The sequence below is a fragment of the Luteimonas yanweni genome (assembly GCF_039548475.1).
Taxonomy (GTDB): domain Bacteria; phylum Pseudomonadota; class Gammaproteobacteria; order Xanthomonadales; family Xanthomonadaceae; genus Luteimonas.
This window is the reverse complement of sequence record NZ_JBCLVC010000013.1, coordinates 61,171-77,396: the sequence shown is the minus strand read 5'-3', so window position 1 is coordinate 77,396 and position 16,226 is coordinate 61,171. Positions and strand designations below refer to the sequence as shown.

The window sequence follows — 16,226 nt, the reverse complement described above, 5'->3', positions numbered from 1 at the left end:
TTGCTTTTCATCATTCGATGGCTAGTATCTGCGTCACGTGATTACTTAGATGATCACTGGATAGCAGATTCATGCACAGGAGAGCGATGATGAGCGCGACGTACCTTACCACCGAACAACTGTCCGAACGCATCCATTACGACGTCCGGACGATCCGGGATCGCCTGAAGGACAGCGTGCTCCTGGAGGGTACCCACTACATCCGGCCGTTTGGCGGCCGGAAGCTGCTCTTCCTGTGGGAAGCGATCGAACAGGACATCCACCGCGATTCAGCCGCCCGCTCGCCCCTGATTCCGATGGCCAACGGCGGTGCGGCCCATGGCTAGGATCCGTGTGCGCCCGGAAACGGGGAATCTCTACATCGACTTCTTCGTCCGTGGCGAGCGGTTCCGCGAGCAAACGGCCTTGCCCGACACGCCGGGAAACCGTCGCGCGGTCGAGGCGCTAGCCAAGCGCATGACGCGGGCGATCGCCACTGGCACCTTTGAGTATCGGGCCTTCTTTCCGGACAGTCCGCGAGCCAAGCGATTCGATTCCGACATCGCCAAGGCTCGGAATTTGACCGGGTTGCCCCCGTCAAGCGAGGAGCAACCCAAGTCAACAGTCCTTCTGGGCGAGTTCGCGGAAACGTGGTTCACCGAGAACCTGCCCCGCTGGCGGGACACCCATGCGGACACCATCCGGGGAACACTGGACCAGCACATCCTACCGACCTTCAAGGATCGCCAGCTGGCCGAGATCACCCGCGCAGACCTGCTGGCATTCCGGGGCGAGCTCGGGAAGCTGATGAAGAAGAACGGCGAGCCCCTTTCGCCCTCACGCATCAACCACATCATGACGCCGCTGCGCATGCTGCTGGCCGAAGCGTCCGAGCGGTACGAGTTCGTGACTCCGTTCCGCAACATCAAGCCGCTGCGGTTGCCCAAGCTCGACATCCAGCCTTTCTCACTGGAGGACGTCCATCTCATGTTGGACACCGTGCGAAAGGACTGGCGACCGTACCTCACCGTGCGCTTCTTCACGGGCATGCGGACCGGCGAGGTCAACGGACTGGAGTGGAAGCACATCGACTTCGATCAGGATCTCATCCGGGTGCGGCAGACGATCGTCAAGGGGAAGCTGGAAGGGACGAAGACCGACGGCTCCATGCGGGATATCCCGATGGTCCCGGCCGTTCGCGCCGCCTTGCTGGAACAGCGCAAGCTGGTTCCCGAGGGCTGCACCTGGGTCTTCGCCCAGCGCAACGGCGAACCCGTCAACCTCGTCAACTTCACCAACAGGGTGTGGCATCCGCTCCTGCGGCACCTTGGGCTGGCGGCCCGCCGGCCTTACCAGACCCGGCATACGGCAGCCACGCTGATGCTCGGATCCGGCGAAAACCCCGAGTGGGTGGCCCACATTCTCGGCCACTCCAACACCGAGATGCTGTTCCGCGTTTATTCGCGCTACGTGCCCAACCTGACCCGCAACGATGGCCGCGCATTCACTGGCCTGGTCAGCGCCGGCGCCATCACCCCCACCGAAAGCCCACCGCCGGACGACGCGCTTCCCGCATCGCTGACGATGCTGAGCAGGCAGCAGCTTGAAGCCTTGGTGCGCTCGCTTGGCAGCCAGACCAAGGAGGACCGCTCCCATGTCGACTGAAACCATCCGCCCCGAGGTGTTGGTGTTCCGCGGCATCCTGCTCGGCACGCTGGACCAGTACACCTCCGACCGGCCCGACCGGGTCTGGCGGCTGTACGACGAAGCGTCGTTGCCGATCGACTGCCTGATCCCCTCGGCGGACCTGCTGCACTCGCTGTTGTCGCAGCCGCTCACCACGTTGAATCTGCAGCTCGCAGGCTGGTTCGGCGACTCCGACGCCAAGGCCAGCCCGCTGCCGGTGCTGGCCGCCGCCTGGGCGGACGACCGCCCGGACCACTCGCTCTATCTCCTGCCCCTGGACACCTGCCCGGTCGAGGGCACCTACATGGGCATCCTGGAGCTGATCGAAACCATCGACACGCCGCCGCTGTACCGCATGCTGTGGCGGATCTTCCGGGAGCGCGAGATCGTCGCCCGCTACTGGACGATGCCGGCGTCCGCCCGCCACCACCACGCATTTCCGGGTGGGCTGGCCACCCACAGTCGCGAGGTCGCCCTCGACCTTGCCGCGCAGGCAGCCGTGGGGCCGCACGAGCGCGAGCTGTGCATCGCCGCGGGCCTGCTGCACGACATTGGCAAGGTGTGGTCCTACACCCCGGACATGTTCCTCAACCCGGCTGCGCGTGCGATGGGGCATGAGCTCCTGGGTCTGTCGCGGCTCGAGCGGGAGTTGAAGATCCTCGAAGGCGAATGGCCGGATGGCGCCTACACCATGCGCGTCCTGCTCAGCGGCTGCGGGCGCATGCGGCAGGACGGCTCGATGCCGTCGGCGCTTGTCGCGCGGCTGAGGGCGGCAGACCAGCGCAGCTGCGAGCTTGAACGCAACCGCAGGAATCCCGTGCACGCCTGGAAGCCAAATCGATGGCTGCCACCCGCGGAGTCCGATCCCGAGGGACCGGGCGCGGCCTGACTACTGGCCGGCCTCGGCTTCCTTGAACACTTCCCAGATCGTTGTCTGCAGCCCCTCGCAAACCCGCTCGAGGGTATCCAGCTGCAGGTTCTTCTCCCCGCGCTCGATGGCGCTGTAGTAGGTGCGGTGCATGCCGATCTCGTCGGCATAGCTTTCCTGGCTGAAGCCCAGCGCCTCTCGGCGCTTTCGGAAGGCTTTGCCCAGGAGCTGGGGGAGTGTCGGGGTCATGGTCGACACCCTAGAAAGCAGGCACTTAAAGCTCTACAGTCCTTTGGGCAGTCTACTTATAGATTCCATCCGGCGGGCGCCGGAACCACCCCGTGTATGAAGGAGACACGCAGATGAAGCACAAGCTCGTACTGGCCGCGGCCGTGGCCGCCACCCTGGCAGGATGTGCGACGACCACTCCCACGGTTGAACGGGAATCGGCGTACGCCATCTACCGGATCGTGCCCGGTCCCGATGTCACTCCCGCACAGATGTCGCAGGCGATCCAGACGGCACTGCAGAAGAACAACAGCAGCGTGCAGGTCAACCGCGGCATCCCGCCGTCCCCCCTTCCCGAGACCCCGCCGCGCTTCCAGCTGGTCAATCCGTTCGGCGGCACCGGGTTCGCGGCGCTGGCCGCGCAGAGTGGCGCAAGCCTCCAGATGGCCACCTGCGAGGGCGCTCTGGTCACTGCCATGGCGCAGGACACCAGCATGTCCGACTACGGCGAGGGCACCCGGTTCACCACCTGCCTGTGGCAGTACCAGGATGGGTACCACCTCGATATCCACACCAGCTTCACCCGTAGCTCCGGCGGGTTCAGTCCGGACATGCTGGGCGCAATGCTCGCGCGCAAGGTCGTGGGCGACAGCAGCCAGTTCATTCCCCGGACCATCAACGACCTCGTGGCGGGCCTCGAGTCGACGGGCTCGCAGGTCACGCTGGTCGAGAAATACCCCTGAGCGGCCACCGGCGGAACGGCTGTCCCGGCACGCCGTTCCGCTGTCGCGGCGAGTGAGAACCGGAGCGGACATACTCTGCTCCACAGACTCGGGAGCCAAGTCGATGAAGTATGGATTGATTTCCCAGTTTCCCGCGCAGATCGCGCGGCTGCTTGGACTCGTGCACTCCGTTGAGGCGGTGCGCCTGGATGGAGAGCCTCGCCCGCAATGGGCGTTGCTGGTCCGGGGGCGGGGCTTCACCCGGCTGCTTCGCGACGAGCCGCTGATGTCGCCCTACCTACTCCGCACCGTTGATCCGACCATGCCCCGACCGATGCGGTTCCTGGTGCGCCAGGCGGCCGAGCGATACGCGCAGAGCGTTGGGTTGATGAAACAGCAGACGTCCTGGGCCATCAAGGACACCTGAGGGGTCCTGTCCGGGCGCCGCAGGGCAGCTGGTGCGCAGCACATGATCAATGGGAGAACACGCATAACGCTGCCAGACGAACGGACCCGGGCGTTGATCTGGGCCGGCGGCTTCCTGTTCTCGGCTTGCTAGGCCTTGTTGTCACGCTCGCGCTTGAACACGTATCCGTCGTCCATATCCCAAATGGCGGTGGTCGCATCATTCACTTGCGCAACGCCATTCCTGTCGACTGCTTCCAGCTTGCTTGGATAGGGGCCCTCGAGTCCGGCGTCGTGAAGTACGTAGTAGGAATTCTTGTAGCGATAGACTGAAACGCGACCCGCACCAGCGCCGAGTCCGCCACTGTCCCAGTCTTGCCAGAACACTTCTTCGCCATGTTCAAGGAGGTTATCCAACTCATCATCGACGCTGGTGCCATCTTCTTCGTAATCGAGATCCCGCGTGCTGATTCGATACGCGTAGCGCTGGTCATCGGACAGGCCGATCGGCATGTGCTCAAACCTTGAGCCGAGCAGCCTCATGGCACGCTGAAACACCCGCAGGGGGTAGTAGTTGTTGGCCCCATAGCCAGAGATCACGACCTTGGGCAGATCCAGTCCACGCAGCACTGCGGCCAAGGATGCATCGAGCGACACCCTGCCTTCATGTCCCCGCCCGGACAAGTTGAACGCACGGGCCTTCCGCTCTTCGTCTGCCGCCTGCATGACGAGCCTCCTGATCTCTACATTCACTTCCTTCGCGCTCATCTTCCGGTCCGTCCGCGCTGCTCGCGATACGCCTTCCACCATGCCAACCTCCTCCTGCCTTGGGTGCTTGGCACCACCCATATCCCGCACAACCCCACGTGCCAGTGCAATGAGCTTCGGGGGCAAGGACCGATTCCGCGGCCCCTTGGCCTCCGCCAGTATCCAGGTCCCGGTCTTCGGTCGCTGTTGAAGCCGGACCGTCCCGATCCGGCGGTCCGTTTCCTTGTCACGCAAACCAAGGATCCTGCATCTACCTTCGATGCAATCACGCTCGTACGCGGCGACGCAATGATGGAGTTCGTGGCCCTCGCTGGCCAGTGACAACGAGTCCTCGATGGGAACCACGCGCACGCCATCTACTTCGAGCTCCTCCAGTCCCGTTGACCAATAGTTTGGATACGCCTCCGACAGGAGATTTCGAAGCGATGAGGCATCGGCCAGCCAGTCCATGCGCGTCCGCGCCTGAATCCAACGAATGGCCACTTGCCATTCATTTTGCCGGAACGAGCGCAGGCGATCTTCACCAGCAGCCTCCGCCTCAGTCCATCGCCTGATTGCATCCAGGCGCAGGCGAGGCGAGAAGCCAAGCCCCGGAACCAGCCGAAGGATTCCTTGCGCGTCGTTCCCATGCCTTGTGAAGATGCTCTGGGCCAGGTCAAGCCACGCCTGACGGGGCAGCATCAGGTCAGGCGGCATCCCTCGATGGAAGCTCGCCCATTGAACGGCCAGCGCCACCAAAGCCTCACCTCGGACACCCAGGGCGTGAAGGTCGTGAAACGTGCGCGGGCTGGCCCTGACCAATCGCTTCCAGTCCGCACGACTGGCGCCACGTGCCGTGACAGCCCGCTTCAAGGCAGCCATTGGCGGCTCCCTGTGCCAGATCCTCTTCCGCACAAGTACCCCCATCAGCGGCAGAAGGGCTGGCGCGCACTGGGCCACTCGCTGGAGCTGCCAGAAGTGGCGGCCGCAGTCGTTGAACCAATGGACCTCCACGTTGCAGGTATCCGTTGGCGGCCCAGCGATGCGGCAGATTCGAAGAAGCTCACGATCCAAGCCCAGGGCGCGCCGCATGGCGTCGGCCATGCGGCGCCGGTCGACGTGGCGGCGGACCAGGCCCGTCAAGGCGGTGATGGCCCAGGTGCGAAAAGTATCCTGTCCCACAAAGGTCACATGGCGTCGCGAGCCGACGCCTGCCGGCCGGTGGCGATACGCCTCCCACATCACTGGGACCAGCGAGGCCGCGTGCCCGGGATTCGCGTCGAACCATGCCTGCACCCATTGGTATGAGCGTAGTGGCGTTCCCAGATCCGTGATGCAGGATTTCATGTTGCCGTCCGCGTCACGGAGCAGGGATACCACTTCCCGGCGGTCGCGCCGCACCAAGTAGGTGATGAAGCCCGCGAACCCGACTTCATGCCCCAGCGGATGGGTACGGACCTGGAGCCCGCGGCCCAGGTCGGCAAGCAGCCCTGCGGCCAGTCCGAGCAAGGCGCCCCTTGCATGAGTCTCGATGCCATTTATGGTCAGCCGACCGGGCACCCTGATGCCCGACATCCATCGCTCAAGGTCTGGAACCCCTTGGGGAAAAGCCTGATGCGGCTCATGGCGTGATGTCAGGATCGCGTCGGAAAATATCGGGTGGGTCATGGTCATGATCCTTGAACCGGATGACCGGACTCGCCGCAGCCGTTGGCCGCAACGCTTTAGCTGGATTTGGTGAGTCGCCCGCAAGTGGTCCGTAAATCGGCGACGCAGGAGCCCCTCCTGCCGTGGTTACAAGTTGTCCTCAGGAATCCAATACGATCTCGCGCTCAGGCCAACGAAGTGCACCAAGCTTGCCTTCGTAGCCTGAAGCGCCCATCTGCCTCTCCTTCCAGCGCAGGCCAACGCACCAGTCGATGCACATTGCATTGTTCCGCGGACCCAACCACTGGAATGGCTCCGAACCTGCGAACAGGTTCGGGCCCCGCGCGCGGGCCGAAGCCTCTTCCTCGCTGAGCGGCCAGCGCCAGTAGTGACCGAAGACTACGGCTGGCGCATCTTCATACTCGTTCCACCATGCAACCCGTTCGGTCATGCGCCACTTTCCGGTCGCGAAGAACGGCGCGGGTGCCTGGCGCTCCAGCCCGCTGGTTGCCGCCTTCATGGGGTGGCTGGACTGCTTGATGGAGTCGATTGCCGCGATCCCCTCAAGCATCGGTACTTCGGCGCCTGGTCGAGTCAGGTGGCTCCCCCAGTCCGCGAGCTCCTGGAGCCGTTGCCCGTACCTTCCGCTCTGCTCCAGCAGATTGGCAATGTCATCGGAGAACGTCTCGTAGGCCGCCGAGGGGCGCTGATGCGAGAGGCGGAGCCTTTCAATGGCCTGCTCGTCCCAGCAGGCATGCACGATCCGGAGATCCGGCCGTTCCAGAGCCACGGGAAGGGTGTCGAACCAGGCCAGGAAGTGATTCCGCTGGCTGGCCGTGGCCCGTACGCACTCCCTGAAGTGCCCGGCAGCCAGATCGTGGTCCTCCCTCTCCGGATGGAACCAGCCATTCCCCTCCTTCTTCTGGCCGCGCAGCAGGTTGAGCTCGTGATTACCCAGGATGCACTGTGCCCGTCCGGCGACCGCCATTTCGGCGACGCGCTCCACGACAGCTGGACTGTCAGCCCCCCGGTCTACGAGATCACCCAGGAAGACCAGCCGGCGACCCGCCGGATGCTTGCCGTTTGGCGTGTAGTCCAAGCGTGCCAGCAATGCATCGAGCGCGGAAATCTCGCCGTGGATATCGGCAACGATGTCGATCGGGCCATCGAACAAGGGTTGGACATGTTGTTGCATGGCCTCCCCCCCTTACCGTGCTACGCGCGTAGCGGCATCAGAGGCCGCCAGCCGGACCGACATGGCATCGGCGTTCAAGGCCCCCACCGTGCCCAGTCCCCGGGAAAGATCCCGCAGGGCTTCCTGGAGGCGCTCCTGCAACCCGGCAAGTCGGCTGACGTAGTAGTCGCGCTGCGCCTTGTCGAGGCTGGCGACGAAATCGGAATCACTCTTGAATCCCATCATGGGCATCTCCCGTATCAGTTGACGGCACCAGCAGGCAGCCATCCACGGGGATGATCCGCTTTAGCTGCATTTGTATCCCGCCCGCAAGCTGGTGGCTCAAATCGGCGGCGCAGGCCATCGGCCCGCTAAGGAATTCTACACCAATCCGAGTCTCACGGACTACGACTTTCCAAGAAGTCGGCATTTTCACTACCGGCAGGATCAGGGTCCAATTAGCCGACACATTAGATGGGCAGCGGGGCGGGAACGGCCTCGGCGTCAGCGCGAACCTAGCCTTTCGCAAGCCCTTGAGGGTCCGCCAAACGGCCTTCCGGGTAGCCGCATTTGATCACGCCAAAAGCAACTGTCGCTGCGCAAAGGCAGCGGAAAGGAACCGGATCCGCGCACTTCCTCCGCATCAACGTGGCTGATCCCGACTATCAGTGAACCTAATTGTCACACGCAGATTCCATGAGCGCTTCTCCAACACTTCCTGGAAGAACACGAGTGGCACTTTCGTTCGCGGGCCCTCCACGCTTGTATGTCCCATCAATGTCATATGCAGCGACATGGATCATGCGCATCAACCGATCCTTACAATCAAACTGATACTGCTGGAGATACTTGGTGTTCTCGACTCTGCGCCTCTCTTCATTAGAAACAGGGTAAAACTCAAACCACGCAACAACGTGCGCCCCCTTGGTCTGAATTGAGTGTTGATCGATGCTAATGCGTCGGTCATGGTCCTCGTCAACCACGAGCCACCTCTCACCTTCCCTCACCTGCAGGACGTACACAGGCTCTGCCGCCGCGTTTGCTGGAAGTCTTTCGGCTGTGGTGTAAGTGATTACTCCTTCATCATTCCGATACTTCCAGGCAACAGCACGACGCGCACACTCCTCGCCGCGACGAACCACGCAGAAATCGTGACTCTTCCAGTATGTAAGTCTCCCCATGTACTCATCAGTTACCACCACTTTGTAAACGCCGCTTTGCCAGTCCTGGCTCCTGCCGAACTCAGCGACCCCGACGCTTGACCCTCCGTGCAGACGAATCGTTTTGGAGTCAATGGCAATATCTTCGCCATCGACTTTCTTCGAAAGGCTTGCGGTAACCAGCACTGTTTCCGGACGATCGCCCGTTCCAGCCCTAACACCTACAAAAACGCGGTCGCTTGGGCCGAACTGAAAGACTTCCTTCCCGTCAGAGCTCAATACGAATGAATCAGAGATCCTTTGAGTTGAATGAATCCTGCTTTCCGCCAGACGAGCGATCGTGTCGCTATCAATCGGAACCTGAGCTACCTCAGTCACCCATTCAACCGGAAGGGCAAAATTTATCTGCTGACTATCCCTGAACTGGAAAGTTGTGATGCCAATCAACCGTCCCTGCGCATCAAACAGGCCACCGCCACTGGATCCGGGTGATATTGGTGCCGTCACTTGAAGCAACGACCTTCCCCCAGCCGGCCTGAGGCCAGAAACCACACCTTCCGAAAGGGAAAGCTCAAGCCCTCTCGGGGCACCGATCGCCACCACACGATCACCAACACCAATCCCATTGGTGCTTCCGAGAATAGCCGGAACCCCAACGCGACCCAAAGGCGACGCAAGCCTCAAGATGCAGATGTCTTTATCAATATCCGCGCTGGTGACATTCGCTGAATAGATTGCTCCGCCATGGACAACCTCGACCCTTCGGCTTCCTTGAACCACATGGCAGTTCGTTACGATGACGTCCTGATCAATGGCAACACCACTCCCCTGATGCGATTCAGAAGCGCTTTCGGCAAATCCGTTCACGACTACGATGCTCGGCGATGACTTCTCGAACACAACCTTCGGGTCGTACCCGCTGGAAGCTGACGCGCCACTTGATGCTTGCCAGACTAGCGTCAACAGTAGAATCGAGGCTATGTAAGCTTTCATTTGAACCGCACCCGCTCCGCTTTAATCATCGATCAGTAATGTTGACGGCACTTGGGCGCTTGAAGAGCGAACGCACAAACCAGAACCATCAATCAAGCACTTGGTTCACCGGAGACAGCGAATGGCCCCATCGGACTCGACAACACTTCTTCACGCTGCATCTGGAGGGGCTCATGAATCTGCTTCTTCTTGAAGATTGAGAACATTCACCTCTCCACTGGAAGGCATAAGGCCGATACGCGGCCATCTCCAGATATCAGTCAACCGCCTTCTCTTCGACAGCCCTATCGCTGTGGTCGCCGTACTCACGCATCTGTGCCGTGACATGAACAACCGTCAGCGACCATGCGATCAGGTGATTCATCGTTTCCTTTTTTCCGGTACGACGCAACACGATCAGCTTTTCGAACCCCGTTTCATCGGAAGGCGCCCGAATCATATGCGACGGCTCTACCCCCAGCCTGGAAAGCAGATTCACCATCCGATTGACATCTGGCGCCGGCCAATCGATCTCGTCCCTTCGACTCTTGTTCGCCCACATCATGTACGTTGCGGAGAAAGAGAGGATTTCGGCCTTGTCCGCGTCGCCCCCCTCGTCCATCAGGGCAAGCAGCTTCCCCAACACAGCGGCCGACTGAAAGCGCCTGGCGCTTCGCGAGCTCTGCTCTTGCGCGCCGGCTGGAAGCAGACTGAACCCCGTCCTTTTCTTGATTGCCACCCCTATCGCCAATAGGCGATCACGATGGACGGAGGTCAAACCATGCAACATTGCTGCCCGGTCGGGTGACAGGCCCTTCTGAAGGTCGCGAAGCACACGATCCATCAAACGTGCGCTAATCGGCACTGAGGAAAGGCCAGCATTACCACGAGGCAGCGATATCAATCCGCTTGCAGGCGTCGGCTGAGGCATCCCCTCCACAGACTTCAACCAAGCTGCCGCCTTGTCAGCTGATGACCGGTCAGCCGAGGTCGGTCTGGCACGCTGAATGATCTTGTCTGCTGTCGCGATCTTGACCCCAAGGGCGACCGCGCCAGCATGACGGGTCTCGTAGTGCTTGATCGATGCATGCGCGCGACTAAGCGTCACCCACGGCATGTGGAAGTAGTTGACGACCGTGGTTGAGTTGCGCCTGTGGCCAAGTCGAATCGACTTCTGTCGAACATGAATCGGCAGCACAACTGCCACCGGTTTTTGTGGCCGAACGAAACGGCGCACCTTTGCGCGAGAACGACGCAACTGATCCAAGTCACCCTCGGACATCCAAAGATCCACCAAGTCTTCACTGGCGACCAGGTGTCGCACTCGATGCACTTTTGAGCGGCTTCCTATCGATTCACTTAGTGCGTCCAGCGTGGCATCACGCAGGAGCACCGAGGGAACTCGTATCTTTGGCTCTCCGGGCTTCCCGAAGATCGGCAGCGTCTTCTTCCACGACGTAGCCAAGCGACACTTTTCAGCCTCGATCCAGTCGCTCACGACCCTCCTCTCGCGCCTCGAAAGCTTGTTCGTACAATCGATGATGCGACGAGCCGCAGGTGTCTTGAGCCGTCGATATCGTGTTGACCTCGCGAACACTACGATAGCGTCATGCCGGGCCACAAGATCCTTGAATCGCAGGGCAGCCAACTCATTGTGTCTACCGCCGGTCGCCTTCAGCAGCAGGGCAAACACAAGCGCCTGGCGGTTCAATCGCACCTCGTCCGGCTCTCCCATGTCGGAAACTGGCAATTCGAAGCGAGCCATACGCCGGAGGCCATGAACCAGCTCCTGCGGCTGCACGAGGTCTGCATCCACCTGGTGCTCCGGCAGATCGAAGGCTCCCTCAAGGTCTGAAAAGTCAACCGAGTCAAACCCGTAGGATCTTTCAAGGTACGCGTGAAAGTTAGCGAGTTCTCTGGCAGCCAGCGCTTTCACGCGATCTGACATCTTGCGGTCGATCACACCCTGATAGAGATCCAGATATTCGTCTGCGTCCAGTTTCCCGAAATCGACTTTTCCGCACAATCCGACAAGATCCGCGCCGAACGTCGTGATGTATCCGTAGACCGTGCTCCACGCTGGGTGAGATTTTTCTGGCGTGCCATGGCGAGTCAGTTGCGATGCGTAAGACGCAATACAAGCCACTAGCGGATCCAAGTCACTCTGTGAGATGAATGCCTCTAGTTCGCGCAGCAATGGAGTGCGGAAGGAGCCAATGTTTGCCTGACTGAGTGACGTCTCCGTCAGCACGAAATCCTTCGGCCCATCACCGATGTACAGAACCCGGCGCAGTTTGTTGTATTGCTTCATCGTGGTGCTTGGAGGACCCCTCCTGCTAGCCACTAACGGGGTGGTGGTCTGGGCGCTTGTTTCTGCGTCAGATGTTTCCTGGGATCCGTACCCTTCTTCAATGAATTGACGCTGTCGTGCGGCAGTCATGGAGACGCACCCAGCCCTTGGATCGTTAGCCAGGCGGGCCAACCCGGACAGCTCCACCAGGTTCGATACGCTGACCGTTGCGCAGATCCGCGCCAGCAGACCCTTGCTTTCCCCAACGAGGGAGTCCGGGAGCATGTCGGCCAGCACGTCATCCAATCGATCAGGATTCGGAACCTCCTCATTGGGATGTCTCTTCTTCAATCTCGCGACGGCAACCGCGGCCAGCCCGCGGATTCCACTGACGCCGATGCGGCTATTCGTCTCAATGAGCAGCAGGTCTTCAATCGTTGGGCTGGTGGTTGCCGAATTCCTGCCGTCCAGAATGGCCCGCAAGTGATCTTGGTCTGATTCGAAGGAATATATGCATAGGGCAAGTGATGCGATGCCAAAGGCCCATTCACTTTCAGAGAACACTGAATCACTTGGGGGCAGTGGGGGGATGGACGCGAACGCTTCTCGCATGGCGCGAACATGGACGGTTGCGCGGAACAGGCCGCTGAAGAATGGCGTTGGTTCCATGCTTGACGTTGACAGCCATGGACAGGGAACGGGACAGCTCCAAGCAAGTTTCTTTTGAGCAGCCTTCAGGTAGCGATGCAATGCGTTGTGTGCGGCCATCATCAAGCTTCGGTCACTTCCTGAAGATTCCTGGACCTTGAGCTCTATTTGCTCCACGTCCTCAATCGACAGTTCGACGTGCATGTCGTTGGCCTCGTCTTTTTCCTTCGAGGCAGATCTTGGTGCGAGCTTCGCGAGTTCTGCATGCGTGGGGATCTCATGCTCCAGCGTGTCCTGAAGTTCCTGGTAGGCGACCTGTTCGCCCCTCTCCTTCATGCTGCGAACCTGGGAACGGAGTGCTTGCCGCTGCTCGAGCTTGAACTTGCTCGATTCGGTCTTCAGGGCACTTCGCTCGATCTTCCAGTCCTTGAGCGGGCCTGCTTCAAGGATTGTTTTTCCTGGATCGTCCTTCTCTGCGAGTCCCTTTCTTACTACCCAGCCGGAGCGGCGGGCCAACTTTCCCATCGGCCGTGCCATCTGCCTCGATAGCTGGGCCGGCTCCAAGGGACTCTCGCTGGAGTAGGGATATCCGACAGCCTCGAGGTGCCCCAAGGTGATCGCGAGATGGTCCGCTTCGATTCCCTCCTCGCGCCCTCTGCTCGCAATCCATGTTCGCCCCCAATTGAGGGGAATCTTCTGCCAGTTATCCGGGAGCGTCTGACGCCATACCTCGAAGCTCAACTCCAGCGGTGATCCAGAGCCGTCCAAGGTGAAGAACAACGGCGCCTCACCACGAAGAGCCGCACGGATTCGCTTCGACGTATCGAGGTTCTGGCGGTGGACTACGGCCAAGGCACGCAGGTGTCGAACGTAGTAGTCGATTTGCTCGGCGACCAGATCGGCCACTGGAACATACCGAACGAAATGTGCGGGGTCACATTTCTTGTCCTGGAATACCGCAGCAGGTTGGTCCGTTTCAAAATCGAACCGCATCAGTTGGTGCAAGGCTGCCGTTGGTCGATGGCCGGCAACACCCATAAGCATGCAAAGAATGTGGTTGATGAGTACATTGTGGTCGGATATCGACGACCCGGCTTTGGCATGTCTTGAAGGAGCATTCATCGCCACACTGGGGCTACGGGCCAAGTCACGTACTGCTGATTGCTTGACCAGCAGTTGCGAGCCAACGCGCACGTTCTTGTTGTTGATCGGCGTCGATTCTCTCGCGTGGTCACCGAATACTGGCCACACCGCCTTCTTGAACGAAATCTCCAGATCCTGCGCACTGGCGTTGTAGTAGAACAGGGTTGTTTCTGGGCGGCCGAGTGAGCTGCCACACAGGACCATTGTCTTGGCTGTGTCCTTGGTGAGGTTCCGGATGCTTGCCTGTGCGAAGTTTCGTATGCGTGGCAGCGATATTCCCGAGCAGATCACAGCCTCCATGCCTGCAACGTACGTACTTAGGAGATCCTGAAGTACTTCAGGTTCCCATTGCCACGGATCGTCATTGATAACGCGAAGCGATTCGATCCACTGGCATACCGTCGGAGGGAGTGGCAGTTTCAGAGAGGATGCCGTGGGCTCAAGGAGCGTCTTTCCTGGTGAACCCTCGGCATTGAACGCACTCTCAGGCCGGATGACAGGCAGATTGAGCTGCCCCTGTTGCAGCATCAGAACCGGCCTGATCTTCGCGACACCTTCACTGAGGCGGCTATCAGCCGTTGCGAGCGTCTTCGAATCCAGCCCGGTAGCCAGCATCAACGCAGCGATGATGCCTGTTCGGGCCTCCCCAGCCTGGCCAGCCTTGATGGCACTGCCGATGTTTTTGGTGATCAGGTCGACACACATCTGCGCTTCGGGGTCTGAGAGCGACTCGATATGACTTCTGACCAATAACGGATTGGACCCCCAGCTTCTTTGCTGGATCCATTGGATCTCGTCCTTGATCGATATTGCCTTCTTCCTCGGATCCTTCCTGCGGTAGAAGGATTGCTCAGGTTCCGCCTCGTCCGGAGGCTCGCCTTCCAGTGGCTTCTCTCGGGTTGGCATTCTGATTCGGGTGCGACGAACAAGTGACGGCTGCCTCTTGGTGCGCTGCCGATTGCCGTGGCCCGGCGTGCTGGATCCCTCCTTGGTACGGCTCCTATCGCGGGGCTGATCCTCGACATACTCCCCTTTCAGGAGTGGCAGATATGCATCCTTAAGAAGTCGACCTGCGCCTGGGTCGATTTCGTAGATACTTGGAATAAGAGATTCGAGCGCTGCCGCCAGCGCTTCCTGAGTGTCAAGCCTGCCTAGCTGGTCCAGGATTGTTTCGAGTGGGTGTGTCTGCTTTGGCTCAAAAGGCTGCTGGTTGCCGTCGGATTCGACGTCGACTCCCCTCTCCAGCTTCTTGATCAGGCCACTCAGCGCAGCCTCGTTGTCTGGGCGCTGGCCTGGAGACCAGTGCATGCGCCCGACGAGAAGCAGGCCACGAAGGTGCAAGAGTCCCCAACTCCGATCACGACTCGGTGGCGGGAGGAGTGCTGGAGGCGGCGCCGGCGCCAAGGGCTCTATGGACTGGCGTTGACGCCATTTGGCCGCCCGCTCTAGCGCGTACCGAAATTGTTTGCCATGCAACGCCTGTCCGGCTGCCTGCAGGCACCGCAAATCCACGCGGCGGCTTAAGGACGGCCTGAGCCAAGCCAGCGTGTGGGACAGGCGGTGTGTGGCCTCGAGCAAGTGCCAGGAGTGCTCCCCCCTCCAAAGCGGTGCGAGTGCCTTAATCGCTTCTGTGTGGCTGTCAGACTGCAGCACAAGGGCCATTTCTCCCGCCAGATCATCAGCGGTGAACTTCCGAAGCTTGGGTCGCGGGATCTCGAACGGGATGGGTGGCGGCGGGGATGACACACGGGATTCAGGATCCTGATCTACCCCGAGGAGGCTTGGCGGACCTTCGGCAGGTATCCAAGACCAGGGCTGCCGGCACAGCAAGGGGAGGTAGGTCGACCGCAGGAATTCACTAACTCGGGGATACAAGCCCCATGCCTTGTCTACAGCCGTCTTGAGCGCTTGGGCAAGCGCCTCAGCCGACTGCGGCCTTCCTAGCTCACTACCTAGTACGTCTTTGAGCGGGTGCCGGCGCCCCTTCCGCTTGACTGTGCCGCCAAGGTCACTGACAAGGAGCCCGTCGACGGCGTCCAGAAGCGCGGCCAGCTGGTTCTGAGCGGCGATCTCCTGTGGAGCTTCCAATCTGCCGAGGAGGAGGAGCCCCTCCATCTGGATTAGGGTGCTGGGTTTACGCGCTGTCGGGTCGGCATCCTCCCACGCGAGCTCCCCATCGGGGTCGTGCGGGCGAGCGCCTGAGATTGCATCGACGACCTCTTGACCCACCCACCTGTCCACCAGCCAAGGAAGCCTGGCGAGCAGGTTCGCGATATCAAGGTAGAAGCGGATCGGGAACTGACCCGACCAGCCAATCCTGGCGAGTTCGACGAGGGAGTCACGATGCCTGGCGGCACCGGGCGCTGCCTGTACGAACGCTTCTGCCACCTTGGCAGCCTCGAGCAGATCGGCCTGTTGGATTGCTTGACTGGAGAATGTCCCGGGCATGCGAGGCTTGTCCTTGGCCTGACATCAGGAGGCTAGCCATTACTCAACTAACATGCTATACCGTGTGCTAGATTTTTGGACAGACTCAGCGGGTAGTGATCAGCATTGA

Annotated in this window: 11 protein-coding genes; 5 read left to right on the top strand and 6 right to left on the bottom strand. The window is 60.5% G+C overall.

Features of this window, described 5'->3' with window-relative positions:
- Nucleotides 1-89 precede the first annotated feature (89 nt).
- From WCE39_RS08760 to WCE39_RS08750, 3 genes are read left to right on the top strand one after another with little or no spacing between them, the layout of a single operon-like run.
- Nucleotides 90-326 (top strand): hypothetical protein, encoded by a 237-nt coding sequence (locus tag WCE39_RS08760; RefSeq protein WP_343276306.1) that lies wholly within the window; start codon nucleotides 90-92, stop codon nucleotides 324-326.
- Nucleotides 319-1,644: an Arm DNA-binding domain-containing protein gene (locus tag WCE39_RS08755; protein WP_343276305.1), complete on the top strand. Its 1,326-nt coding sequence runs from the start codon at nucleotides 319-321 to the stop codon at nucleotides 1,642-1,644. The genes WCE39_RS08760 and WCE39_RS08755 overlap by 8 nt, the downstream gene beginning before the upstream one ends.
- Nucleotides 1,634-2,554: an HD domain-containing protein gene (locus WCE39_RS08750; RefSeq protein WP_343276304.1), complete on the top strand. Its 921-nt coding sequence runs from the start codon at nucleotides 1,634-1,636 to the stop codon at nucleotides 2,552-2,554. The genes WCE39_RS08755 and WCE39_RS08750 overlap by 11 nt, the downstream gene beginning before the upstream one ends.
- Here the strand turns inward: WCE39_RS08750 and WCE39_RS08745 are convergent, their stop codons facing one another.
- Nucleotides 2,555-2,782, bottom strand: coding sequence for a helix-turn-helix domain-containing protein (locus WCE39_RS08745; protein WP_343276303.1), 228 nt, complete (start codon nucleotides 2,780-2,782; stop codon nucleotides 2,555-2,557).
- 113 nt (nucleotides 2,783-2,895) lie between these two features.
- Here WCE39_RS08745 and WCE39_RS08740 point away from each other — a divergent pair, with 113 nt between their 5' ends.
- Complete coding sequence (locus tag WCE39_RS08740; RefSeq protein WP_343276302.1) at nucleotides 2,896-3,504, top strand: hypothetical protein; 609 nt, start codon at nucleotides 2,896-2,898, stop codon at nucleotides 3,502-3,504.
- Nucleotides 3,505-3,607: 103 nt separating this feature from the next.
- Complete coding sequence (locus WCE39_RS08735) at nucleotides 3,608-3,910, top strand: hypothetical protein (protein ID WP_343276301.1); 303 nt, start codon at nucleotides 3,608-3,610, stop codon at nucleotides 3,908-3,910.
- Between the two features lie 128 nt (nucleotides 3,911-4,038).
- Here WCE39_RS08735 and WCE39_RS08730 read toward each other — a convergent pair whose 3' ends face one another.
- The 5 genes from WCE39_RS08730 to WCE39_RS08710 form a co-directional block, all read right to left on the bottom strand.
- Complete coding sequence (locus WCE39_RS08730) at nucleotides 4,039-6,309, bottom strand: PcfJ domain-containing protein (protein WP_343276300.1); 2,271 nt, start codon at nucleotides 6,307-6,309, stop codon at nucleotides 4,039-4,041.
- A 133-nt stretch (nucleotides 6,310-6,442) separates the two neighbouring features.
- On the bottom strand, nucleotides 6,443-7,477 hold the full coding sequence (locus WCE39_RS08725) for a metallophosphoesterase (protein ID WP_343276299.1): 1,035 nt from the start codon (nucleotides 7,475-7,477) through the stop codon (nucleotides 6,443-6,445).
- Nucleotides 7,478-7,489: 12 nt separating this feature from the next.
- Nucleotides 7,490-7,702, bottom strand: a complete 213-nt coding sequence (locus tag WCE39_RS08720; RefSeq protein ID WP_343276298.1) for a hypothetical protein — start codon at nucleotides 7,700-7,702, stop codon at nucleotides 7,490-7,492.
- Between the two features lie 428 nt (nucleotides 7,703-8,130).
- The gene (locus WCE39_RS08715) at nucleotides 8,131-9,483 is read right to left on the bottom strand and encodes a S1C family serine protease (RefSeq protein ID WP_343276297.1); all 1,353 of its coding nucleotides are present in this window, start codon (nucleotides 9,481-9,483) and stop codon (nucleotides 8,131-8,133) included.
- A 382-nt stretch (nucleotides 9,484-9,865) separates the two neighbouring features.
- On the bottom strand, nucleotides 9,866-16,117 hold the full coding sequence (locus WCE39_RS08710) for a site-specific integrase (RefSeq protein ID WP_343276296.1): 6,252 nt from the start codon (nucleotides 16,115-16,117) through the stop codon (nucleotides 9,866-9,868).
- Between the last annotated feature and the right edge of the window lie 109 nt (nucleotides 16,118-16,226).

Bases quoted from the DNA above. Each gene is read 5' to 3' on its own strand.
- WCE39_RS08760 (WP_343276306.1), top strand. From the start codon at position 90: ATGAGCGCGACGTACCTTACCACCGAACAACTGTCCGAACGCATCCAT.
- WCE39_RS08755 (WP_343276305.1), top strand. From the start codon at position 319: ATGGCTAGGATCCGTGTGCGCCCGGAAACGGGGAATCTCTACATCGAC.
- WCE39_RS08750 (WP_343276304.1), top strand. From the start codon at position 1,634: ATGTCGACTGAAACCATCCGCCCCGAGGTGTTGGTGTTCCGCGGCATC.
- WCE39_RS08745 (WP_343276303.1), bottom strand. From the start codon at position 2,782: ATGACCCCGACACTCCCCCAGCTCCTGGGCAAAGCCTTCCGAAAGCGC.
- WCE39_RS08740 (WP_343276302.1), top strand. From the start codon at position 2,896: ATGAAGCACAAGCTCGTACTGGCCGCGGCCGTGGCCGCCACCCTGGCA.
- WCE39_RS08735 (WP_343276301.1), top strand. From the start codon at position 3,608: ATGAAGTATGGATTGATTTCCCAGTTTCCCGCGCAGATCGCGCGGCTG.
- WCE39_RS08730 (WP_343276300.1), bottom strand. From the start codon at position 6,309: ATGACCATGACCCACCCGATATTTTCCGACGCGATCCTGACATCACGC.
- WCE39_RS08725 (WP_343276299.1), bottom strand. From the start codon at position 7,477: ATGCAACAACATGTCCAACCCTTGTTCGATGGCCCGATCGACATCGTT.
- WCE39_RS08720 (WP_343276298.1), bottom strand. From the start codon at position 7,702: ATGATGGGATTCAAGAGTGATTCCGATTTCGTCGCCAGCCTCGACAAG.
- WCE39_RS08710 (WP_343276296.1), bottom strand. From the start codon at position 16,117: ATGCCCGGGACATTCTCCAGTCAAGCAATCCAACAGGCCGATCTGCTC.